Consider the following 22199-nt stretch of genomic DNA (forward strand, 5'->3'; position numbering starts at 1 on the left):
GTATCTCACCCCTGCCGAGTGCGTTCCAGCTCGTAGACGGCGTCCACGGCGGTGCGGACGGCCGCGGCGGCGCGCTGCGACGAATCCGCCGGAGTGCCATCGAGATCCATCAGGAATTGCGTGATGATCCCCCACAGCGGATTGTCGCCGCCCCGCGAACCGATGCGGTCGGCCAGGTCGAATTCCGTCCAGGAGCGGACGCGCGGACCGAGGGGTTCGAGCATGGCCGAATAGGCCGGGCGGGTGCGCAGGTCGGGTGCGATGAATCCGCCTTCCTTTCCGATCCAGCTGTCCGGGGCATCGGGCAGCGACAGCAGGCGGATCAGTTCGGCCGCCGCGTCCTTGGCCGATCGGGTCAGGACCATGATGTCGCCGCCGCCGATCACCGGGCCGTCGCGGAATCCAGGGAGGATGCTCGGAAACAGCGACACCCCGACGGCCTGTTTCATCGCCACGTCATCGCCGCGGAAACAACTCCTGACTATCGGCTCGGCGAAATCGGGCGCCACCACCATGGCCGCGTCGCCCTCGGCGAACACCTCGCGCACGGCATCGGGGAACTGCTGAGTGAGCGCTCGGCCGATACTGCCGGGAAAGGCATTCGGAAATCCCCAGATTCCGGCGAGGGTCTCGAGTGCCCGGGTGATTTCGGCACGCCGCTGCCCAGGACGCCAGTCGTTCGGGGTCGCCACGCTCTCGTAGGCGTCGGGTGACTGGGCGAGCAGCACATTCGCGAAGAAGTCGGCGAGCATCCAGCCGTCGGCCGCGCCCAGCGCCAACGGGTGGGTTCCACTGCGCGCCAGGCGATCCAGCAGGACGGGCCACTGCCACGGGGCCCAGCTGCCCGGCGGCGGCAGGCCGAGCCGTCGAAACTTCGCCAGGTCGAACCACACCAGCGATTTGCAGGAGGCCTTGAACGGCAGTCCGTAGAGCCGATTGCCGGACACCGTCTCGACATGCACCAGTTCCCACCAGCCGTGGGCATAACGCGGCGCTTTCCGGTCATCGCCCCACAGTGATTCGTCGAGCGCGCGCAGCCGTCCGTCCTGCGCCAACCGCGTTATCTGCCCGAGTTGCGGCAACACCACGATGTCCGGCGTGTACCGGCCGGCCGAGAAGACCGTCCCCACATCGTCACCCAGGGTGAATACCTGAGTGCTGTGCGAAAACTGGTGGGAATCACGCAGATCGGCGAGCACGTGCTCGAATGCCCGTAACTCCGCGCCGCCCCAGGGCACCGCAAGTTTCACCGTGTCGGAATTCGGGCCGGACACGAAGGGGGTACACGCCGCAGCCATCGGAAGCATCGCGCCTGCACGCAAAATGGTTCTGCGGGTCGCCATTCCGTCCCCCCAACCGATGCGACTTCGCCCCGGTTCCGGCCTCGGTGCGGAACACGTTACTCCTGTGGATGGTCCGGCACGATCGCTATTCGCGAGGCGGCCGCACCCCCCGCGTGCCCCTACGCCACTGTCGTCAGGACGAAATCGACAGCAGCGCAGGATTTTCGAGGCGCAAGTCAGTCGAGGGCGCAGCCCGAGATCGGCACGTCGTTGAGGCGATCGACCAGATAGCCGATCACATTGTCGGTGCCGAAGCCGTCGATCAACTCGGGGCCGAAATGGTTCGGGAGGGTGGCCCCGGGCAGGATCGGCGGCAGCTCGTCGGTCCGGAAGCTGACGCCGGCGCCCCTGCCGCACCATTCGGTGGCGAGTTGCCGGGCCTGACCGTAGGGGACGGTGTCGTCGTTGCGACCGCTGGTGATCAGGACCGGGCTTGCCGGAGTGAGGTTTCCGATGTGCTGCTGCCGCAGGATGTCCTCGGCCTCGGGGACCTCCTGGAGGTGATCGATCATCGGCCGATGATCGACGGTGAACTCGGTGCTGCGCAGGAACGGATGCTTCAGGATCACGTCACCGATGCACTCGTTGCCCAGGTCGCTCAGCAGCGCCTTGCCCTCCGGCGTGGTGCGTTCGTCCAGAATCGGCCGCAGATCGGGGTAGCGCGCGACGAAACCGTTGAGCGCGAACCCGATCACGCCGCTGATCAGACTGCCGTCGGCCCGCTTCAGCACCTCGGTCAGATCCGCGACCGGCGCGCCCGCCCACGTCCCCTTCAGGTTCAGTTCGGGAGCGTAGTCGGGTTGCATCTCGACCGCCGCGGCCGTGGCGCCGCCACCCTGGGAGTACCCCCACAGCGCCAGCGGTGTGTCATCGCCCGAACCGGCCACGTTGTTGGCCGCGCGCGCGGCGTCGAGGACGGCATGGGCCTCCTCGACGCGGTTGACATAGGTATGGGTCCCCGGTGTTCCCATGCCGATGTAATCCGCCACGAAGACGCGGGCGCCCAGCGAATTCCACGTCAGCGCCGAGATCGCCTCCTGGTTCGCGGAGAAGGTCGGCGGCGTGATGCTCGCGTACATCCCGGTCGAGAAGGCCAGCGACACCGCGCATTGATCGCCCTGACCGGTGGTGCCGGGCGCGATGACGATGGTGGGCCGCGGCCCGGACCCGTGCCAGGGCCGGGTGGAATCGAGGAAGACACCGGTCGCCGCGACGGGCGTGCCGTCCTGCATCCGTGTCGTGTACATGACCTGTTCGGCCGGCAACGGCCAGACCCCGTTGTCCGCCGGCAGCGCCAGGTAGGCCGAGATATCGGTGGTCTTGATGATCGCTCCGCGCGTCGGATCGAATTGCGCAGGGGGAACATAGAAGTCGTTGACCGGATCGGCGGAGGCCGACGCCGGAACGGCGGCGGCACCGGCGGCGGTCACACACAGCGCCGCCGCGATGGCGAGGGCGTGATCGACCTTCCGGGACGTCTGTCGCTTCCGAGGATTCGGACGGCGTTGTCCAGACATTTTCTGCTTTCTCTGCGGGGCTGGCGAGTAACACCGTTACTTGAGTAACGCGGTTACTCTAGCCACCGGCGAACGCCATTGGGAAGAGGGTTGACTCCGGTCCGACCCACATTCACCGTCGGAATCAGACTGTCGGCGGACCCGATCATCGCCGCGCCGCAGATCGCGCGGGTGCCGGTCAACGATCCGCACATCATCCTCAGGCACGAACCGTTCGGGGGGCCGGATCAGCTGACCCGGGAGCGGATGCAGGTGGAACCGCTGCGACCGAGGCGCGAATCGGGCAAAACCATTGCGTTCGTGACCCATTCGGTGGAGGAGGCGGTATACCTGTCCACCCGGATCCCGGTCATGAATGCCCGCCCGGGACGGATCATCGTCGACCGGGAGGTCGTATTACCGGGCGATGACGAGGCGGGCGTCCGGGACATCACCGTCACCGCGACGCCCGAATTCCAGGCCCTCGAAATCGAATTGGCGACGGCGATCCAGGCCGCCCACGTTTGATCATGAATACGACGATGGCCCGTGCCGCGATTTGCGGAACGGGCCATCGGACGTTTCGAACTGACGCGAAACCTGAATTACAGGTAGGCGCCACACACGGGCCAGGCGCCCGGACCCTGACCGGCGAGCACGTTCTCCGCGACGCGGATCTGCTCCTCGCGGCTGGCGTTGGCAGCACTGCCGCCACCACCGTAGGCGTTCCAGGTACTCTGGGTGAACTGCAGACCGCCGTAGAACCCGTTGCCGGTGTTGGCGCCCCAGTTGCCGCTGCTCTCGCACTGCGCGACAGCGTCCCAGTTGTGCCCGGCGGCCGAGGCGGTCGCGGTGGACAGCGCGAACGGGATGGACACGAGCGCACCGATGGCCGCCGCTGCGGCGAATGTGCGGGTGGTGAGCTTCCGGTTGCGATGCATAGGGTATTTCCTCGCCTGCGCCCGCCGGCCCGCGCTCTCGGCTACGGGTCCCCGTCCCCAGGGGTTTCTCGGTTGCTCTCGAATCGCGGGACGGAGTTGCCGGTGTTCGTCGATTCGAGCGGGGCCCGGTTGAATCCGAGCCACGAACGACGGTAACGGATCAATCACGTTAGATCACGTAACGATCACGGCCAGTTGACAGATGGGTATCCGGGATACTCAATCCGTTCTCGCAGTTCGCATCGGAATTTCGCCGAATGACATTTCTGGAATTCGTAAACAATTTTGTGACGGAGGTCACTAGAAAATAGTGATCCCGATCGCGTAATACAAACCCGAAACAAAACGATCCTGGCCCAAAATCGCCCTCCGACCGGCTCGGATCGTGGTGCGCACAACCATTGCCCCAGTTCAGAGCCGTGACCATAGTGCCTCCATGGCCGATGAACCCCGTTCCGGAGCACGCGCTGTCGACCGCGCGATCCAGGTGCTGAATTGCTTCCACGGCGACGATCCGGAGCTGTCGCTGAGCGAACTCGCCCAACGGGCCCGGCTGCCCGTCAGCACCGCACATCGTCTCGCCCAGGCGCTGGTGCGTGGCGGCCTGCTCGAGCAGGGCCCGGCCGGTGATCGCTACCGCGTCGGGCACGGGCTGGCGACCCTGGCCCGGCCCGCCCTCGCCCGGCTGGGTCTGGAGTCCGCCGCGCCCCATCTGTACGCGCTCGCCGCGGGCATCCGGATCACGGTCAGCGTGAGCGTGATGGACGACAGCGACGCGCTCACCGTCTTCCAGGCCCGCCCGCCGATCCACTTCTGCCACCACCAGGTGCCACGGTCCCGGCAATCCCTGCATGCCAGCGCGACGGGCCACGCCCTGCTGGCCTACTCCCCCGCCCGCGCCGCCGCCGACGTCGATCTGGACCGGGTCCGCCGCACCGGCTTCGCCTCCGAGCTGATCGAGACCGACGATCCCATCCGCGCCCTCGCGGTGCCCATCGTCGGGCCCGGCCGGCAGGTGCACGGGGCGCTGGCGGTGCAGGCCCGCTCGGCCCGCCTGGACAGCGAGCTGATCCGGGCCGTCGTGCCCGCCATGCGGATCGCCGCGGGCCGGATCGCGCCGCTGTTTCAGACCACCGACGGCGCGGTGCCCGCCGCCGCCGAATTTCGCTCACGCTGATTTCCACATGGTGAAAAGCCGGTTGCCGCACCGCGGCGCCCATCGCAGCATGTGACCACCGCCGAATCATCGCCAGTTCCCCTGTCCGGCAAAGGAATCCCCATGACGCTCTGTTGTCGCCCAGCCCTCGAATCCCACCGAGCGACAGTCGTATTCACCGAAAGACTCCCCCATGGCATTCCCTCCCCGCCGGACCCGGGTGCGCCGCGTCCTCGCCGCCGCGTTCGCCGTCTCCAGTGCTCTCGTCCTGCTCACCGGCTGCGCGAAAACCGACGCGGGCACGACCGCCGACGGTAAGACCGTCCTCCGCTATCAGGGCTCGACCGGTCAGGTCTCCGCCTTCGAACTGGCCGCCGACCTCGGCTACTTCAGCAAGATCGACCTCCACTGGGAGGGCGACACCACCAGCGGCCCGGCCAATATCCAGGCCGCCGCCACCAAGCAGGTCGAATTCGGCAGCGCCTTCAACGGCGCGGTCATCAAGCTGGTCGCGGGCGGCGCTCCCGTCACCGCTGTCCTCAGCTCCTACGGGGCCGACGAACTCAACTTCACCGGCTACTTCGTCCGCGACAATTCCGGCATCACCTCCGCGCGCGACCTCATCGGCAAGAAGGTCGGCGTCAACACCCTGGGTGCGCACCACGAGTTCATCACCCGGCAGTGGCTGCACGACCAGGGACTCAGCGATCAGGAGATCAAGCAGGTCCAGCTGGTCGTGTTGCCGCCTGCCAGTACCGAGGACGCGCTGCGCAACGGCCAGATCGATGTGGCCGCGCTCGGCGGCGTCTTCCGCGACACCGCCGTCGGGCGCGGCGGAGTGCATCCGCTCTACACCGACAAGGATCTGTTCGGTCAGTTCGATTACGGCACTTACGTTTTCCGCAACGACTACCTGAAGTCGCATGCCGCGGCCGTCGCCGATTTCGTGCAGGGCACCGCACGGGCCACCCGCTGGCTGCAGGTCACGCCGCGCGACGAGGTGGTGGCGCGGTTCGCCGACATCATCCACAAGCGCGGGCGCAACGAGAACACCGGGCTGCTGCAGTACTACAAGAGCTCGGGTATCCCCGTCCCCGGCGGCGTGATCGCCGAACGCGAACTGCAGATCTGGATCGACTGGCTGGTCCGCAATGGGGAACTGCCCGCGGGCAAGCTCGCGGCCAAGGACCTCTACACCAACAAGGACAATCCCTACGCCAACGGCACCTACCCGGCCGCCAGCGGTCCCAGCGGTGAGGCGGTGGCGAAATGAGTTCCGCGACCGTCAAACTCGCGCTCACCGGAGTCAGCAAGGAATTCGCCGTGCGCGGGGAGCAGGAGAGTTTCACCGCGCTCGCCGATATCAGCGTCGATGTGCGGGACGGTGAGTTCCTGGTCCTGGTCGGGCCCAGCGGGTCGGGCAAGTCCACCCTGCTGGATCTGCTCGGCGGGCTCGGCAAACCCACCTCAGGACAGATCCTGCTGGACGGGGCGCCGGTCACCGGACCCGGTCTGGACCGCGGGATCGTCTTCCAGCAGTACGCGCTGCTGCCCTGGCGCACCGCCCGGGCCAATATCGAATTCGGCTTGGAGGCCAAGGGCATTCGCCGGCGCGAACGCCGCGAGGTCGCAGAGCACTATCTCGAACTGGTCGGCCTGGCCGGATTCGGGAACCGCTATCCGCACGAATTGTCCGGCGGCATGAAACAGCGGGTCGCCATCGCCCGCAGCCTGGCCTTCGACCCGGAGGTGCTGCTGATGGACGAGCCCTTCGCCGCCCTCGACGCCCAGACCCGGGAGTCGTTGCAGGACGAGCTGTTACGGATCTGGCGGGCTACCGGGAAGACGGTGCTGTTCATCACCCACGGCATCGACGAGGCGGTGTACCTGGGCCAGCGCGTGGCGGTGCTGACCTCGCGACCCGGGCGGATCAAGGCGGTCGTGGACATCGACCTCGACCGTGCCGGGGACCCGGATATCCGTTCCAGCGAACGATTCCGCGAACTGCGCCATCACGTCTGGTCCCTGCTGCACGACGAGGTCACGCGGGCACAGAACCTCGAGCAGGCCGCGCTCACCGCCGACAAGAGGAGCTCCCATGTCTAGCGCACTGCAACTCGTCGAAGCATCCATCGATCTCCGTCCGGAGCCGGCCGGCACCGGCGACGTCACCCACACGGGAACCCGGCGTGCTCCGGCCGTGCTGCCCGCCGTCGCCAGAATCGCCTGGCGAATCGGTAAGCCCGCCATCGTGATCGCAGCCTTCCTCGCCCTGTGGGAAGCCGCGCCACGGCTGGGGCTGGTGGACGAGGTGTTCCTGCCGCCGTTCTCGGCGGTCGTGCAGGCGGGGCTGGAGCTCATCCGCAACGGCCAACTGTGGGAACACGTCTCGGCCAGCGTGACCCGGTCGCTCATCGGCTTCTCCATCGCCCTGTTCGCGGCCATTCCGGTGGGTGTGGCCATTGCCTGGTACCGGCCGGTGGCGGAATTCCTGAGCCCGGTGCTGGAACTGTTCCGCAATACCGCCGCCCTGGCGCTGCTGCCGGTGTTCATCCTGATCCTCGGCATCGGCGAGACCTCCAAGATCGCGCTGGTGGTGTACGCCGGGTTCTTCCCGATTCTGCTCAACACCATCAGCGGGGTGCGGACGGTCGATCCGTTGCTCGTGAAATCGGCGGTCTCGCTTGAGTTCTCACCGCTGCGCCTGTTCCAGAAGGTGATCCTGCCCGCCGCCGTGCCGTCGATCTTCACCGGCATCCGCATGGCCGCGTCCGGATCGATCCTGGTGCTCATCGCCGCCGAGATGTTCGGGGCGCGCTCCGGGCTCGGCTACCTGATCACCGCCGCCCAGCAGAACTTCCAGATTCCGGACATGTACGCCGGGATCGTGGCCATCGCCCTGGTCGGACTCACCTACAACGGCGTGCTCGTGGCCATCGAGCGACGGCTGTCCCGCTGGCGCGCCCACTGAAACCTGTCGAAGGAACCCTCTTCTATGTCCAACGCACGCAAGACCTTCCACCTGAACGCCTTCCTCATGGGCGTCGGCCACCACGAGGCCGCCTGGCGGCATCCGCGCACCGAGGAGCATCGGGTCCTGGATGTGAAGCACTTCCAGGAACTGGGCCGCATCGCCGAACGCGGCAAGCTCGACTCGGTGTTCTTCGCCGACGGGCTGGCCGTCGGACCCCGGATCAAGCGCAACGCGCTCGCCGTCTTCGAGCCGATCACCCTGCTCGCCGCCATCGCCGCCGTCACCGAGCACGTCGGATTGATCGCGACCGCCTCCACCACCTACAACGAACCCTTCAACCTGGCACGGAAATTCGCGTCCCTCGACCACATCAGCGGCGGCCGGGCCGGCTGGAACATCGTCACCTCGGGTAGCGAGGACGAGGCGTTCAACTTCGGCTACGACGCCATCCCCGAGCACGCCCGCCGCTACGAGCGCGCCGACGAATTCGTCGATCTGGCGGTACGGCTCTGGGACACCTGGGAATCCGATGCCATCGTGCTCGACCCGGAGACCGGCATCTTCGCCGACCCCGACAAGGTTCACACTCTCGACTACCGCGGCGAACGCTTCCAGGTCCGGGGCCCGCTGAATTCGCCTCGCAGCCCCCAGGGCCGCCCGCTGCTGGTGCAGGCCGGATCCTCCGAGAGCGGCAAGGAATTCGCCGCCCGCCACGCCGAAGCGGTGTTCACCGCGCAGCGCACCATCGAGGAGGGGCAGAAGTTCTACCGCGACCTGAAGTCCCGGCTGCCCAAATACGGCCGCGCCGCCGACGACCTCAAGGTCCTGCCGGGCCTGGTCCCCTTCATCGCCGACACCGAGGCCGAAGCCCGCGCACTCGAACAGGAATTCACCGACCTCATCTCCCCCGACTACGCCCTGCGGCAACTCTCCACCCTGCTCGGCGTCGACCTCACCGAGCACGCCCTCGACGCACCGCTGCCGCCCTTGCCGCAGGAGAGCGACATCCAGGGCGGCAAGAGCAGATTCACCCTCGTCAAGGAGCTCGCCGAAAACGAGGACCTGACCGTCCGCCAGCTCATAGGCAAACTCGGCGGCGGCCGCGGTCACCGCACCTTCGCCGGCACGCCCGAACAGATCGCCGACGAACTCCAGTCCTGGTTCGACCAGGGCGCGGCCGACGGCTTCAACATCATGCCGCCCTACCTGCCCGGCGGGCTCGAGGACTTCGTCGACCGTGTGGTCCCGATCCTGCAGGAGCGCGGCCTGTTCCGCACCGACTACACCGCCCCGACCCTGCGCGGCCACTACGGACTCACGCCCGTGGAAAGCCAGTTCGCACCCGCCCGTACCCAGGCGACCGCCTGAGATCTGAAAGGAACGCACATGACCACCGCAACCGAGAACCAGGTCGGTACCTTCCGCATCGGACCCGTTGCCGGGCATATCGGCGCCGAGATCAGCGGCATCGACCTGCGCGACGACTTCACCGACGAGCAGATCGCGGTACTCACCGCCGCGCTGCACGAATACAAGGTGCTGTTCTTCCGGGATCAGCACATCGGGCACGCCGAACAGATCGCCTTCTCCCAGCGATTCGGCGCGGTCACGCCCTCGCACCCGTACGACGATGACGCGCCCACCGAGTACCCGGAGATCCTCGCCGTCGACAGCCGCCTGTACGAAAAGCGGTTCGGGAAGAAGAAATTCAGCTACACCAACCACTGGCACACCGACGTCTCGCCGCTCATCAACCCGCCCGCGGCTTCGCTGCTGCGGGCCGAGATCGCGCCCGAGCGCGGCGGCGACACCCAGTGGACCAACCTCGCCGCCGCCTACGCGGGCCTGCCGGATTCACTCAAGTCCTTCCTCGACGGACTGCGCGCCGAACACCGATTCGGCGGCAAGCTGCCCGCCTGGGACGCGGAGAGCGACTACGCCAAGCGGGTCGCGGCCGCACCGCTGATCACCGAGCATCCGGTGGTGCGGGTGCATCCGGTGACCGGCGAACGCGTGCTGTTCGTGAACCCGGGCTTCACCACCCGGATCGTGGGCCTCAGCCCGCGGCAGAGCGACGCGCTGCTGGAACTGCTCTACGCCGAACTCTCCGATCCGGCGTATACGGTCCGATTCCGTTGGGAGAAGGGCAGTGTCGCGTTCTGGGACAACCGGGCCACCGCGCACCTCGCGCCCGGCGACCTCACCCACCTGGACGTGACCCGCGTGCTCTACCGCACGACCCTGGAGGGCGACGTGCCGGTCGGCGTCGACGGCGAGCCCTCCCGTTCCATCGCCGGTGAGCACTTCGGCGGCTCGCGGAACTGATCCCGCGGCGCTCGCCACCAATCAGCGGGGCCCTCTCGACAGTGTCGAGAGGGCCCCGCTCAGTTCCTGATTCGATCCCCGTGTTCGATACCCCGGACCGTCAGCGGCCCAGCGGACGCGGCGGCGGAGGCGGGTTCTGCCAGCGCTGGTCCGGGGGCTCCTGCCTGTACTGCGGCTGTACCGGCTGCTGCTGCGGCTGGGGCGGACGTTGTCCCAGATTCGGCCGGGTCGAGGTCTGCGGCAAACCGACCGGCTCGATCGGTGCCCGCGCATCGGCCTCGGCTGCCCGGACGGCCCGCTGGGTGGCCGGGTCGGTGGCGGTGTCGAACCAGTCGGCCACCTCGTCGGCATCGTTCTCGGGCGCTTCCGCGGCCGCACCGTCCTCGGACGGCTCGTACCGGAACACGCCGTCCTCGCCCTGCTTGCCGAAGCCGCGCGCGAAGCCCTCGAGGGCCTTGCCGAAATCGCTGGGCACCAGCCACACCTTGTTGGCGTCGCCCTTGGCGACCTGCGGCAGGGTCTGCATGTACTGGTAGGCCAGCAGCTCGGGGGTGGGCTTGCCGTTCTTGATGGCGGCGAACACCTTCTCGATGGCCTTGGCCTGGCCCTGCGCCTGCAGGTAGGCGGCGGCCCGCTCACCCTGAGCGCGCAGGATGCGGGACTGCCGCTCGCCCTCGGCGGAGAGGATGGCCGACTGCTTGGAGCCTTCGGCCGCCAGGATCTGCGCCTGCTTCTGGCCCTCGGCCGTCTTGATCGACGCCTCCCGCTGACCTTCCGCGGTGAGGATAATGGCGCGCTTCTCACGGTCGGCCTTCATCTGCTTCTCCATCGATTCCTGAATCGACGGCGGCGGATCGATGGCCTTCAGCTCGACGCGCGACACCCGCAGACCCCAGCGGCCGGTGGCCTCGTCGAGCACCCCGCGCAGCTGGGTGTTGATCTGGTCGCGGGAGGTCAGGGTTTCCTCGAGGGTCATGCCGCCGACCACATTGCGCAATGTGGTGATCGTCAACTGTTCCACCGCCGCAATGTAATTGGAGATCTCGTAGACCGCGGCCTGCGGACTGGTGACCTGGAAGTAGACCACCGAGTCGATCTGGACGGTCAGGTTGTCCTGGGTGATGACCGGCTGCGGCGGGAACGACACCACCCGCTCGCGCAGATCCACCTTGGCGCGCACCCGATCGGCGAACGGCACCAGGAAGGTCAGCTGCCCGGACACCGTCCGCGAATACCGGCCGAGCCGCTCGATCACGGCGGCCTCGGCCTGCGGCACCAGGGCCACCGATTTGAAGACCACCACCACGACCAGCAGGATGAGTACGACGGCGACTATCAGTACAGCCATCACGGCCCTTTCATGACGACGGCGTGGGCGCCGTCGATCCTCATGATGTACACGGTCGAACCGACGGGATAGGACTCCGCGGCGTCATAGGGACGCGCGCTCCACACCTCGCCACCGAGCTTCACGCGACCGCCGTGCTCGTCGACCGTTTCGAGCACCTTCGCGGTCTTGCCGGGCAACGCGTCCACCCCGGTCTGATGTGGCGGCGGAATCGCGTAGCGCCGCAACAGGAATGGGCGGACCAGCACGAGCAGGGCAATCGACGACACACTGAACACCACCGCGTCGATGAGTACCGATGAGCCGGTGAGCTCGTTGGCGCCCGCAGTGATGAGCGCGGCAACACCCAGCATGATCAGCACGAGACTGCCCGTGAGCATCTCGGCCGCCGCGAGCAGGATGCCCGCGACCAGCCAAACTATTGCGGCCACGTCACCAACAGTAACCGTAATCGCGGGTTACGGCCGGTATTCGTGATCACTCCGCGCTTTCTACCGGACATATCGGAATGGGCGCGGCGCGAGGGGGATTCCCGCTCACCGCCGGTAACCTCGACGCGGTGAGTGGGCACCAACGGTACGGCGACATCTTCTCCGGGCACGCACGCAAGCAGAAACGGGAGGTGCCCCGCGTGGTCGCCGAACGCGACCTCGTCGCCGAGGACGCGGCCACCGGATTCTGCGGCGCCGTAGTGGGTTTCGATCGCAGCTACGACGGCGAGTTCGTCAAACTCGAGGATCGCAGTGGGCGGGTCCGGCTGTTCGCGCTGCGAGAAGCCGCGTTTCTGATCGACGGGCAGCCGGTGACACTCGTGAAGCCCACCGCCTCCGCACTCGAGCAGCCCACGCGATCCGCCTCGGGATCGACCCGCGTCGAAGGGCTGAAGGCGCGCGTCGCGAAGGCCAGCCGCATCTGGGTGGAGGGTGTGCACGACGCCGCACTGGTCGAGCGGGTGTGGGGTCACGACCTGCGGGTCGAAGGCGTGGTGGTCGAACAGCTCGAGGGCCTCGACCATCTCGGCGCCAAACTCGCCGAATTCCAGCCCGGACCGACCCGGCGCGTCGGAGTCCTGGTCGACCATTTGGTCACCGGCTCCAAGGAATCCGGCCTGACCCAGGGCCTGGGCGCGCACGTCCTCGTCACCGGTCACCCCTACATCGACGTGTGGCAGGCCGTCCGCCCGCAGGCCGTCGGCATCCCCGCCTGGCCCGATGTCCCGCGCGGCAAAGACTGGAAAACCGGCATCTGCCAGCGGCTACGCTGGGGCACGCCGCAGGAGGGGTGGCGGCGCGTCTACCACGCGGTCAACTCCTATCGCGATCTGGAGACCCCGCTCATCGGCGCGGTCGAACGACTGATCGATTTCGTCACCGAGCAGGAGTAGCCCGCCAGTTATCCTCGAATGCATGAGTTCCCCGAGTGCATCGCTGACGGTCTGGGCCGGCGCCTGGCTGGCCGGCCGCAGCGCCCCCGACGACGTGCTGGACGCGCTGCGCGCCTGGGCTCCCCAGCAGACGGTGGCCGCCGGGGATCCCGTGACCGGCGGACGCACCGGATTACCGTGGGCGTCCGACGACGAGCCCGCGGCAGTGGCCGGGGCGGGAATCATGGTGCTGCTCAAGGTCATCCGGGAAGCGATCGACGGGCCCGAGGCGCAGCTGCGGCTGGTGCTGCCGATCCCCGGAGACGTGCGCGGACTCCCGGTCGGCACCGAATTCGCCACCGCCGCAACCGAAGCCGAGGAAGGCATTCTGATCGGGACGGCCGGGTCCAGCGGCACCGGGCTGGTCCCGGTCTGGACCGACGACGACGCACTGCAATGGCGGGTCTACTCGGCGCCGATCCCCTTCGCGCTCGCACCCAAAATGCCGCTGGGCGAAGCCGAATACACCATGCGGGAAGCGGTCCGCGACGCCGCCGACGCACTCCAGCAGCTCCAAACCACCAGGCTCGGGTCCGGCGGAGTCGGGCCTCGCGAACTCGTCGAGGCCGAACTGGCCGGACATACCAGGCATAAATACCCCGATTCGATGCCCCTGCGCGCGCGGCGGATCCTCGATACCGCCGACCAGGTGGCCGCGATCCTCACCGTCGCCGAACGCGAACCAGCCTCGGCCCCCACCTCCGCGACCGCCGTGGCCGCCCAGGAGGCCCTGCTCCGGCCACTCTGGAACGCGATCCGGGCCGCACGCCTGGCCGCGGTCCACGCCCGCTGACTGTCCGATTTCTTCAAGACCTCCCGTGACGGGGCCGCATACCGTTCGGGTATGGCTATTCGACTGAATGTGATCGGGATCGTGGTGACGAACATGGGTGCGTCGCTGGAGTTCTATCGGCGTCTGGGCGTGGAGTTCGCCGACGGCTCCGAGCAGCAGCCGCACGTGGACGCCCACCTGGGCGGCGGTATCAAGCTGATGCTCGACACCGAGGAGACAGTCCGCTCATTCCATCCGGACTGGAAGGCAGTTCCTGGGCCCGGGCGAATCGGCCTCGCGTGCGACTGCGGCTCACCTTCCGGGGTGGACCAGAAGTTCGAAGAGCTGGTCGACGCAGGCTACCGAGCAGAGCTCAAACCCTTCGATGCGTTCTGGGGCCAGCGGTACGCCACAGTCCTCGACCCCGACGGCAATAGCGTCGACCTCTACGCCGCCCTCACGTAAAGCGTCAAGCCCCAAGGGCGAAAAGACAACTGGTCACGGTGGCGACGACCGTGCCGATCGCGGCGATTGCGGCGATTGCGGGAATCCCACTATGAGTGTTGCGGGTTCGCGGATCAGCCGCGAGATAGCGGTGGGTTTGGTGTCTGTAAAAGGTGATGCGTGCAGTCCCTGGGCTGGGATCGGTGGGAGACGCTCCCGACCCGGCGTCAGCCCAAGCCCGGCAGGGCAGGCGAAGTGACCACACTCCCCGGTCCCTGCGCACGCCAGTAGGACATGCGCAGCCGGGATTCATGCGGCCCGTGAACCCCACCGCCGGCAACTGTAATCGATGGCAGCGGCGACCTGCTGCCCCACGTGATGTCTGTCGTTCACCCGCGCCGCGCCCGTGGGGTCAAGGCGTTTCGGGGCAATCCACCCGGTCCGGCCCCGATACGGGGAATCCTTGCCCATGACAACGGTTTTCCAACCCTCGGCACTGTCGTTCACCAGCGCGTGGCAGTGATCGCAGACCAGGGTCAGATTGGCCAGATCCGTCGGCCCGCCTGTGGCCCAGTCGGTGATGTGGTGGACCGCGCACATCGACGCGGGTGCGTCGCATCCCGGGCGGGTGCAGCCCTTGTCGCGAGCGATCAACGCCAACCGCTGGGCCGGGGTGGCCAGGCGTTGGCAGCGGCCCAGGTACAGCGGCAGCCCGTCGGCGTCGAGGACCGCCAGTACCGGGCGGGTGCCCTCGGCCAGCTTCAACGCCTCGTTGATCGAGACATGGCCGCCCGAGGCGGTGGTCGCGACCCCGGCTCCACGCTCGCGAGGTCGGCGAGGTTCATGGTCAGGATGGCCTGCACCGGCAGACCCCGGTGCGAACCCAGCTTGGCCGGGTCGACGCCGGGCTGCAGGAGCGCGAACAACGCGTCGTGGGTGCGTTGACCGCCATCACGGCGGTCACGGCGCGCGGCCGCCTCGAGGACCTTGGAATCGACGACCCTGACCGTGGCAGCGACGCTGTCGACGTCGTCGATGTTGCACATACCCGGACGCGCGAGCTTGGCGAAGACCGCATCGAGCAGGGCACGCAGCTCGGGGGTGATCCAGCCCTCGATCCACGACATGCCGTCCACTCCGGGACGTCCCAGGATCAGCCCGCGGCGGCGACGGCGGTCGGTGTCGGAGACGACCTTGCCGTCCGGGTCGACCCGGGCGAGGATGTCGCGGCCGATCTTGGGCAGGTCATCGGGCCAACCGACACGGGAGTGGCCGACCAGGATGGCCTCGGCTTCCGTGCACGTCTCGGCGGGGATGTCGGCGGGCAGGTGGTTCATGACGTCGATGATGTTGCGGACGTGATCGCGTGAGATGTCGCCTGCTTCAAAGGCTTCGGCAGTCGAAGCCAACGTCGCCGGGCGCAGGTGTCCGGTGGGTTCGAAGAATTCCCCGCACTGGCGGGTGATCTCCACCCGCACCGACGCGTCGTACCTCGACAGGCCCAAGGTCTGCCGCAGGAACGGCACCACATCCTTCGCCCCGCTGCCTTCGGGCAGCGAGCGGCTGCAGGCCTCGATGATCAAGCGTGAATCCAGCGCCGACAGTTGACGTTTGCAGGTTTCCAGCCGCTGCATCAACTCCACGACATCACTGTCGGAGAACGGGGTGAGGTTGCCGTGCAGGACGGAATTCGACAGGGTCTCGACGGCGGCTTCCAGGTCGGCGATGCCGCACGTGTCGAGTGTTTCCCCCTTCGAATCCATGCATCTATTCTACCTCTGGCACATGCTATTAAGGTGTGAATTACCATGTGATATAAGTAAATTCAGACCGGGGGCATTTCCACTAATCCGAGTAATTGCCCGGGCGACATGTCCGAAAACTCTCGAATATCCCGAGTCAAATGCGCTTGATCGGCGTATCCCACTAATGCGGCAACCTCCGCAAGCCCCGTCCCACCCCGCGCCAGCGCCAATGCCCGCTGCATCCTCAATACCCGGGCCAGAGTCTTCGGCCCATACCCGAAGGCCACCAAGGAGAGTCGATGCAGCCCCCGCGGACCCGTCCCCAATTCTTCGGCCGTCGCCGACACCGACATCCCCGAGCCCAACGAGGTCACGATGAACCGCACCATCGGATCCGCGGCATCGGCCCGGCTTGCACGCCAGCGTGCGATGGTCTCGAGACCGACCGTCGGATTCGGCGCCTTGGCGATCAGCTCGGAGGCGCGGCGGAGGTCTGCCGGTGACCAGAGGTCGGCGAGATCAGCTCTGGCGTCGCGCAGTTCGTGCGCGGGCACCCCGAGCAGAGCCGGGGCCGTGCCGGGGAAGAAGCGCATCCCCGCGATCCGGTCGGCGAATCCCGCCGGCGGACGGTAGGCACGGGTGTCCGGGCCCGCCACCGAGAGTCGCCCGTCGATCCACAGCAGATCCATGCTGCCGTCCGGCAGCACGGGCAGATCCGTGTCCACGACACCCTCGCGAGTCCACACCACCGCGCCGCCGACCCCCGACGGTCGCTCCCGATAGCCCCGCGGCGGGTGGATTTGCATCACCACACCCACTCCTCACCGCGTCCCGAACCCGAAAAGCGCTGAAACACACCTTTGTTCAGCACTTCGTGCACCCTTGCATCGTTTGCTTGTTTGCACTCGATGCAATATTGCACGTTATGTAGTCGCGGGTTCCGCTGCATCGGAGACCTCGACCACGTGCTCGGACTGCCCCGGCTTCCAGGCCGTCACCTCCATGCGCCCGTCCACGATCTCGACCGACGACGCCCCCGTGATGTCGACGGCGTAGAACGGCTCGAACTTGCGGCCGCGCAGGTCGAACCCGCTCTCGGCGAACAGGTCCTCGGCCCAGCGCCGCTGCAGCTCGGGATCCTGGACATCGTGCACCGTGCCGAAGATCTTCACGTCGCCGTCGCTGACCTGCGTGTCCACCGTCGCCGTGTGCAGGCAGAAGCGTGGGTCGCGGGCCAGATCCGCGAACTTCTTCGTTCCCGGCATGCCGACCAGCCACAGCTCGCCCTCGAAGATGCGCGGTTCGAGCGGGCTGATACGCGGAAAGCCGTCCTTGCGGAGGGTGGCGAGCATGCACAGGTTGCCGGTGGCGGCGTGACGACGGGTGAAGATGGTCGAGATCCGGGGTGCGGCGGCGGCGAACTCGGTCCAGGAGGTCATGTTCGCGACCGTACTCCCGGGGACCGACACCTCCGCTCGTCGAAACTCCCTGATCTCTGTTTGAATGGCCAGATGTCGATCTCCCGCCGGATCGCCGTGCTCGCCGCGGCGCTCATCGGTTGCGTCATCCCCGCCACACTCCCGGCGAATGCCGTGGTCGGCGGCACCGAAGCCCAGGCCGGCGACTATCCCTGGCTCGCCGCGGTCGGCACCCCGCTGTTCTTCCCCCGCGCCTCCGGCCAGTTCTGCGGCGGCGCGCTCATCGCACCCGACCAGGTGCTCACCTCCGCCCACTGTGTGGCGATCGCCCAAATGCTGCCACAGGCGCTGACGGTCACCTTCGATCGCAGCGACCTGACCTCACACGAGGGAATCACCGTGAGTGTCACCGGTGTTCGCCTGCACCCCGATTTTCGCTCCGACACGGTCGACGGCGTCGACGTCTACCACCACGACCTCGCCATCCTGACCCTCGCGACCCCGCAGCACCGGCCCACCGTGTCGATCGCCGCGCCACACGGCGGCAGCGCGACCGTGCTCGGCTGGGGCGGCACCTCCGCAAACGACCTGTTCAACACCGTGCTCAGGCGCGCCACCGTCCCACTGGTCTCGGACGCTGACTGCGCCGCCGACTACCCCGGCGTCTTCGATGCCACCGAGATGGTGTGTGCCGGCTCGACCGAGGCCGACACCGCCGAATTCGACAGCGGCGGACCGCTGCTCGTCGACGGCAAGCTGGCCGGCATCACCTCGTGGGCGCGCGGGACAGCCCTGGCCGGCTCTCCGACCGTCTACGCTCGGCTGCCCGCACCGTTCTGAGCCGTCAGACCTTCGACGCCGACTGGTCGAAGGTGAAGACACCATCGGGGTCGTAGTGCTCGGCGATGCCGTGCAGACGAGATGCGTTGCCGCCGTAATAGGCGCTGCCCCAATTCGACAGGTCGGGGTCGATGTAGTTGACGAATGCCGTGTTCCCGGTCAGGTCGCCGAGCCGATCCCGTACCTCGTTCACCGCGTTCCGTGCATCCGACGTGGTGGCCCCGACATAGATCTGGGCGGTCGCCAGCGCGCCGCGATACGGAAAAGCCGTGTCCTTCACACCGATTCGAGAGGGAGCCCCGGAGAGACTGTCCAGCAGAATATCCATCCCTTCGCGGCCGGTGAGCAGTGCGGTCAACCGACTCGGGTCGGAAAGCGGTTTGGTCAGCACCCGCGAGGAGGCCGTGAACGACTCGCGACCCAATACTCCCCCGCCATTCCAATTGGGCCGGCACTGCTCCACCGAATAATTCGCACACCCACCGAAATACATCATTGCCGAAAGGTAGTCCTTGGTCAGCGAATACCTGTTGGACGGTTGGGTTCTGGTGGCTGCCACCAGTTTGTCGAGCAGACTGTTCATCGCGCTCTCGGGTCCGACATAGCAGCCATTGATCCGGCACGTCGGCGGGCTCCCGGCGGAAATGCCGAGGGTGGACCAGAATTCGTCCGGCGCAGACGCAGTGAAGGCCTGCCAGCCGCCCAGCACGTCGGTCAGCGACCCGGCCGGAAAGCGGACCTGGAAGACCGCCAGCTGGGGTGCCGCCACGGTCTGGAAGGTGAACGAGGTGACGATGCCGAAGTTGCCGCCACCGCCACCGCGCAGCGCCCAGAACAGATCCAGTTCCGAGGTCGCCGAGGCGGTCCGCAGCGTGCCGTCCGCGGTGACCACCTGCGCCGAAACCAGGTTGTCGCATGTCAATCCGTACTTCCCGGCCAGCACGCCGACCCCGCCGCCGAGCGTCAGCCCGGCGATCCCGACCGTCGGACACGACCCGGCCGGGAGGCAACGGCCCGCCTGGGCCAGCGCGGAGTACACGTCCATCAGCCGAGCGCCCGCACCGATGACCGCGGTGCCGTCCGCTTTCACCTCGACCCCGCTCATCCCGCCCAGATCCACGACCAGGCCGTTGTCGGGTGTCGAGTAGCCGCCGTAGCTGTGCCCGCCGCTGCGTGCCGCCACCGGGATCTTCGCGCGCGCGGCGGCATCGACGCAGGCCTGCACATCGGAAGCCGTGGCGCACTGCGCGATTGCGGCGGGCCGCCGGGTGTCGAACGCGGGGTTGTAGGCCAGTTTCGCCGTCGCATAACCGGAGTCGGACGGCAGATTCAGTGTCCCGCTCGAGCGCTGCCGTAGCGCGCCCCAATCCACCTGTCCGGCAGGCGGTTGCGCGGCAGGCACCTCCGGCACGCAGCCGGTCGCCGACCCGAGTGCGGCCAGGCTCGCGCCGAGTCCGGCCGCCCGCAACAGATTTCGCCGATTGATCGCCATGACGGCGCCCCTCCCCCGAGGGTGTGCCCGGCCCGCCGGGCACACACGAACCATTCAACGGTCGGTTATCGCGACCGTGAACGTTCGTGTTTCACCCGAGCATGCCCTCGGCGAGCCGCGCCCAATCGGCGAGAACCTGCTTGCGCCGCAGGCGATCCCGTCCCACCATCTCATCGAGGGTCGCGCCGCGCACCAGATTGATGGTGAGCCAGAACGCGGCCTCGAGGCGTTCGCGCGGCGCGTCGATGAAACGCCCGCAGGCATCGAGCAGTTCGATCGTCAGGTCGTGCTGCACGCGCAGCATGTTCCGGCGCAGGTCCTTGTCATTGGCGATGCCGACGTACAATTCCACCGCCGCCTTGCCCAGCTTCCCCGCGAACGGTGCGGTCACCAGCTCGACCAGCACCTCCCCCGCCGACGCCGCCCGCGACAGCGTCCGCTCCCGCCGCTGCAGCGCCTCCCCCTGCCGCTGCGTCAGATGCTCGATGGTCTGGGCGAACAATTCCTGCCGGGTGTGGAAGTGATGCAGCTGCGCGCCCCGCGTCACCCCGGCCCGCGCGGTGATGTCGGCGATCGACGCGCTCGCGTACCCCACCTCGGCCAGGCTCTCGATGGCCGCATCCAGTAGCAGCGCTCGGGTGCGGAGACTCTTCTCCTGATGCTTGTTCGGGGGCAGACCGGATACCACCTGGTCAGTCTAGCCGCCTTGCGAAATTGCGTGCTCCCTTGCACGCAATTGGGTGTCGGTCGTAATGTGACCGGCATGCCCGTCGATCGCCTGCTGCCCACGCCCGAAGCCCGCGACCTCATCGAGCTCACCCGCGATATCGCGGACAAGGTGCTCGAGCCCCAGGTCGTGGAGTACGAGAAGCAGGAGCGCTACCCTGCCGAGGCCTTCCGCGCGCTCGGCGCGGCGGGGCTGCTGAGCCTGCCGTATCCGGAGGAGTTCGGCGGGGCCGGGCAGCCGTACGAGGTGTATCTGCAGGTGCTCGAGGAGCTCGGCGCGCGCTGGGCGGCGGTCGCGGTGGCGGTGAGCGTGCACAGCCTGTCGTGCCATCCGCTGTTCGCCTACGGCACCGAGGAGCAGAAGCAGCGCTGGCTGCCGGAGATGCTGTCCGGCAATCTGATCGGCGCCTACAGCCTGTCCGAATCCCATGCCGGATCCGACGCCGCCGCCCTGCGCTGCCGGGCCGTCGAGGCCGAGGGCGGCTACCGCATCACCGGCACCAAGGCGTGGATCACCAACGGCGGCAAGGCCGATTACTACACCCTGTTCGCCCGCACCGGTGAGGGCTCACGCGGCATCTCGTGCTTCCTGGTCCCCGCCGGCACCGAGGGCCTGTCGTTCGGCAAGCCCGAGGAGAAGATGGGCCTGCGCGCGGTCCCGACCACCACCGCCGCCTACGACAACGTCTTCCTCCCGGCCGAGCGGCTCATCGGCGAACCGGGACAGGGCCTTCCGATCGCCTTCAGCGCCCTGGACTCCGGCCGCCTCGGCATCGCCGCCGTCGCCACCGGCATCGCCCAGCGCGCCCTCGACGACGCCGTCGCCTACGCCAAGGAGCGAGAAGCCTTCGGCCGCCCCATCATCGACCACCAGGGCCTCGGCTTCGTCCTGGCCGACATGGCCGCCGCCGTCGACTCCGCCCGCGCCACCTACCTCGACGCCGCCCGCCGCCGCGACGCCGGCCTCCCCTACTCCCGCCAGGCCAGCGTCGCCAAGCTCACTGCCACCGACGCGGCCATGAAGGTCACCACCGACGCCGTCCAGGTCTTCGGCGGCTACGGCTACACCCAGGACTTCCCCGTCGAGCGCTACATGCGCGAGGCCAAGATCACCCAGATCTTCGAGGGCACCAACCAGATCCAGCGCCTGGTCATCGCCCGGAGCCTGGCAAACGGCTGATTCTCCGACGGCGCAGCGCACCGGCACTGACTCGATTCGCCCGTGCAGGCCGTCTGTAGGCCGTGGGCGAATCGATCCGACCGAACGCTGAATCGATTGCCGAACGCGCGCGATCGAGGCTGGACGGCACCAGGTGCGTGTAGGTCCGCAGGGTAAAGCCGGGATCGTTGTGGCCGAGGAAGTCGGCCAACTCCTTGATGGAACAGCCCATGGACAGCAGGACCGACGCGAAGTAGTGCCGAAGCGCATGCATCCCGTCTGCACGCCGCCCGAAGGTCAACCCCGCGGCACCGAAGGCCGGGCGCCAAATCAACTTGTTGAACAGGTCGCCACTGTAGATGCGTCCGTCCTCGCCGACAACGAGAAGTCGCACCGTCACTGGGTCGCCATCTGGCCGCCCCCACGGCAGCGTGACCAGTACAGTCCCGAATTCCTTCACGTGCGTGTCGATATCGACAAGCACGCTGTCCGCCAACGGGACTGACCGGTCCCCGATAACGGGACCACCCGGTCTTCGAGTCCGGGTTGTTTGATTCAGATTCAGTTGAAGCTGCAGGTCACCGGGTGGTGGGTGTG

The 22199-nt window shown here is 67.6% G+C and carries 24 protein-coding genes; 12 read left to right on the plus strand and 12 right to left on the minus strand.

Annotated elements, in window-relative coordinates; translation table 11 throughout:
- Positions 1 to 5: 5 nt before the first annotated feature.
- Positions 6 to 1298, minus strand: a complete 1293-nt coding sequence (locus tag ACFXKA_RS36275) for an ABC transporter substrate-binding protein (RefSeq protein ID WP_379430801.1) — start codon at positions 1296 to 1298, stop codon at positions 6 to 8.
- A 221-nt stretch (positions 1299 to 1519) separates the two neighbouring features.
- Positions 1520 to 2860, minus strand: a complete 1341-nt coding sequence (locus tag ACFXKA_RS36280) for a lipase family protein (protein ID WP_379430802.1) — start codon at positions 2858 to 2860, stop codon at positions 1520 to 1522.
- Positions 2861 to 2950: 90 nt separating this feature from the next.
- Between ACFXKA_RS36280 and ACFXKA_RS36285 the strand changes: the two genes are divergently transcribed.
- Positions 2951 to 3367: a hypothetical protein gene (locus tag ACFXKA_RS36285; RefSeq protein ID WP_379430803.1), complete on the plus strand. Its 417-nt coding sequence runs from the start codon at positions 2951 to 2953 to the stop codon at positions 3365 to 3367.
- A gap of 77 nt (positions 3368 to 3444) precedes the next feature.
- Here ACFXKA_RS36285 and ACFXKA_RS36290 read toward each other — a convergent pair whose 3' ends face one another.
- The gene (locus tag ACFXKA_RS36290) at positions 3445 to 3780 is read right to left on the minus strand and encodes a transglycosylase family protein (RefSeq protein ID WP_364611591.1); all 336 of its coding nucleotides are present in this window, start codon (positions 3778 to 3780) and stop codon (positions 3445 to 3447) included.
- A 436-nt stretch (positions 3781 to 4216) separates the two neighbouring features.
- On the opposite strand from ACFXKA_RS36290, the gene ACFXKA_RS36295 reads away from it, so the two are divergent.
- From ACFXKA_RS36295 to ACFXKA_RS36320, 6 genes are all read left to right on the plus strand, one after another.
- Positions 4217 to 4957 carry an IclR family transcriptional regulator gene (locus tag ACFXKA_RS36295; protein ID WP_379430804.1) on the plus strand — a complete coding sequence of 247 codons (741 nt, stop codon included), beginning with the start codon at positions 4217 to 4219 and terminating at the stop codon, positions 4955 to 4957.
- Between the two features lie 172 nt (positions 4958 to 5129).
- Positions 5130 to 6209: an ABC transporter substrate-binding protein gene (locus tag ACFXKA_RS36300; RefSeq protein WP_354849279.1), complete on the plus strand. Its 1080-nt coding sequence runs from the start codon at positions 5130 to 5132 to the stop codon at positions 6207 to 6209.
- The gene (locus ACFXKA_RS36305) at positions 6206 to 7042 is read left to right on the plus strand and encodes an ABC transporter ATP-binding protein (protein ID WP_379430805.1); all 837 of its coding nucleotides are present in this window, start codon (positions 6206 to 6208) and stop codon (positions 7040 to 7042) included. The genes ACFXKA_RS36300 and ACFXKA_RS36305 overlap by 4 nt, the downstream gene beginning before the upstream one ends.
- Positions 7035 to 7907 carry an ABC transporter permease gene (locus tag ACFXKA_RS36310; protein ID WP_379430806.1) on the plus strand — a complete coding sequence of 291 codons (873 nt, stop codon included), beginning with the start codon at positions 7035 to 7037 and terminating at the stop codon, positions 7905 to 7907. The genes ACFXKA_RS36305 and ACFXKA_RS36310 overlap by 8 nt, the downstream gene beginning before the upstream one ends.
- Before the next feature lie 24 nt (positions 7908 to 7931).
- Positions 7932 to 9278, plus strand: coding sequence for an LLM class flavin-dependent oxidoreductase (locus ACFXKA_RS36315; RefSeq protein WP_379430807.1), 1347 nt, complete (start codon positions 7932 to 7934; stop codon positions 9276 to 9278).
- 18 nt (positions 9279 to 9296) lie between these two features.
- Positions 9297 to 10235: a TauD/TfdA dioxygenase family protein gene (locus tag ACFXKA_RS36320; RefSeq protein ID WP_379430808.1), complete on the plus strand. Its 939-nt coding sequence runs from the start codon at positions 9297 to 9299 to the stop codon at positions 10233 to 10235.
- A gap of 100 nt (positions 10236 to 10335) precedes the next feature.
- Here ACFXKA_RS36320 and ACFXKA_RS36325 read toward each other — a convergent pair whose 3' ends face one another.
- The gene (locus ACFXKA_RS36325) at positions 10336 to 11583 is read right to left on the minus strand and encodes an SPFH domain-containing protein (RefSeq protein WP_379430809.1); all 1248 of its coding nucleotides are present in this window, start codon (positions 11581 to 11583) and stop codon (positions 10336 to 10338) included.
- Positions 11583 to 12014, minus strand: a complete 432-nt coding sequence (locus ACFXKA_RS36330; RefSeq protein ID WP_357007533.1) for an NfeD family protein — start codon at positions 12012 to 12014, stop codon at positions 11583 to 11585. The genes ACFXKA_RS36325 and ACFXKA_RS36330 overlap by 1 nt, the downstream gene beginning before the upstream one ends.
- A 128-nt stretch (positions 12015 to 12142) precedes the next feature.
- Here ACFXKA_RS36330 and ACFXKA_RS36335 point away from each other — a divergent pair, with 128 nt between their 5' ends.
- The 3 genes from ACFXKA_RS36335 to ACFXKA_RS36345 are packed head-to-tail and all read left to right on the plus strand — an operon-like array spanning position 12143 to position 14243.
- A complete protein-coding gene (locus tag ACFXKA_RS36335) occupies positions 12143 to 12967 on the plus strand; it encodes a DUF3097 domain-containing protein (RefSeq protein WP_379430810.1) in 825 nt (274 codons plus the stop codon).
- A 22-nt stretch (positions 12968 to 12989) separates the two neighbouring features.
- Positions 12990 to 13799 carry a hypothetical protein gene (locus ACFXKA_RS36340; protein WP_379430811.1) on the plus strand — a complete coding sequence of 270 codons (810 nt, stop codon included), beginning with the start codon at positions 12990 to 12992 and terminating at the stop codon, positions 13797 to 13799.
- A 51-nt stretch (positions 13800 to 13850) separates the two neighbouring features.
- A complete protein-coding gene (locus ACFXKA_RS36345) occupies positions 13851 to 14243 on the plus strand; it encodes a VOC family protein (RefSeq protein WP_379430812.1) in 393 nt (130 codons plus the stop codon).
- Between the two features lie 288 nt (positions 14244 to 14531).
- Here the strand turns inward: ACFXKA_RS36345 and ACFXKA_RS36350 are convergent, their stop codons facing one another.
- From ACFXKA_RS36350 to ACFXKA_RS36365, 4 genes are all read right to left on the minus strand, one after another.
- The gene (locus tag ACFXKA_RS36350) at positions 14532 to 14987 is read right to left on the minus strand and encodes an HNH endonuclease signature motif containing protein (RefSeq protein ID WP_379430813.1); all 456 of its coding nucleotides are present in this window, start codon (positions 14985 to 14987) and stop codon (positions 14532 to 14534) included.
- On the minus strand, positions 14984 to 15985 hold the full coding sequence (locus ACFXKA_RS36355; protein WP_379430814.1) for a DUF222 domain-containing protein: 1002 nt from the start codon (positions 15983 to 15985) through the stop codon (positions 14984 to 14986). The genes ACFXKA_RS36350 and ACFXKA_RS36355 overlap by 4 nt, the downstream gene beginning before the upstream one ends.
- A gap of 62 nt (positions 15986 to 16047) precedes the next feature.
- Positions 16048 to 16773 carry a helix-turn-helix domain-containing protein gene (locus ACFXKA_RS36360; RefSeq protein WP_379430821.1) on the minus strand — a complete coding sequence of 242 codons (726 nt, stop codon included), beginning with the start codon at positions 16771 to 16773 and terminating at the stop codon, positions 16048 to 16050.
- A 117-nt stretch (positions 16774 to 16890) separates the two neighbouring features.
- A complete protein-coding gene (locus ACFXKA_RS36365; protein WP_379402661.1) occupies positions 16891 to 17406 on the minus strand; it encodes a pyridoxamine 5'-phosphate oxidase family protein in 516 nt (171 codons plus the stop codon).
- Positions 17407 to 17478: 72 nt separating this feature from the next.
- On the opposite strand from ACFXKA_RS36365, the gene ACFXKA_RS36370 reads away from it, so the two are divergent.
- Positions 17479 to 18225 carry a serine protease gene (locus ACFXKA_RS36370; RefSeq protein ID WP_354849311.1) on the plus strand — a complete coding sequence of 249 codons (747 nt, stop codon included), beginning with the start codon at positions 17479 to 17481 and terminating at the stop codon, positions 18223 to 18225.
- Positions 18226 to 18229: 4 nt separating this feature from the next.
- On the opposite strand, the gene ACFXKA_RS36375 is transcribed toward ACFXKA_RS36370, so the two are convergent.
- Both ACFXKA_RS36375 and ACFXKA_RS36380 read right to left on the minus strand, forming a co-directional pair.
- Entirely contained in the window at positions 18230 to 19717 is a 1488-nt protein-coding gene (locus ACFXKA_RS36375; RefSeq protein WP_379430815.1) for an FAD-binding oxidoreductase, read from the minus strand.
- Positions 19718 to 19808: 91 nt separating this feature from the next.
- Entirely contained in the window at positions 19809 to 20405 is a 597-nt protein-coding gene (locus tag ACFXKA_RS36380; RefSeq protein WP_354849316.1) for a TetR family transcriptional regulator, read from the minus strand.
- 75 nt (positions 20406 to 20480) lie between these two features.
- On the opposite strand from ACFXKA_RS36380, the gene ACFXKA_RS36385 reads away from it, so the two are divergent.
- Positions 20481 to 21623: an acyl-CoA dehydrogenase family protein gene (locus ACFXKA_RS36385; RefSeq protein ID WP_357007554.1), complete on the plus strand. Its 1143-nt coding sequence runs from the start codon at positions 20481 to 20483 to the stop codon at positions 21621 to 21623.
- Here ACFXKA_RS36385 and ACFXKA_RS36390 read toward each other — a convergent pair.
- Positions 21595 to 22199, minus strand: a 605-nt coding sequence (locus ACFXKA_RS36390) for a tyrosine-type recombinase/integrase (RefSeq protein ID WP_379430816.1), incomplete at its 5' end; no start/stop codon positions are given. The two genes, ACFXKA_RS36385 and ACFXKA_RS36390, sit on opposite strands and share 29 nt — an antisense overlap.

Origin of the sequence: Nocardia sp. NPDC059228, from assembly GCF_042754245.1 — a bacterium.
Taxonomy (GTDB): domain Bacteria; phylum Actinomycetota; class Actinomycetes; order Mycobacteriales; family Mycobacteriaceae; genus Nocardia.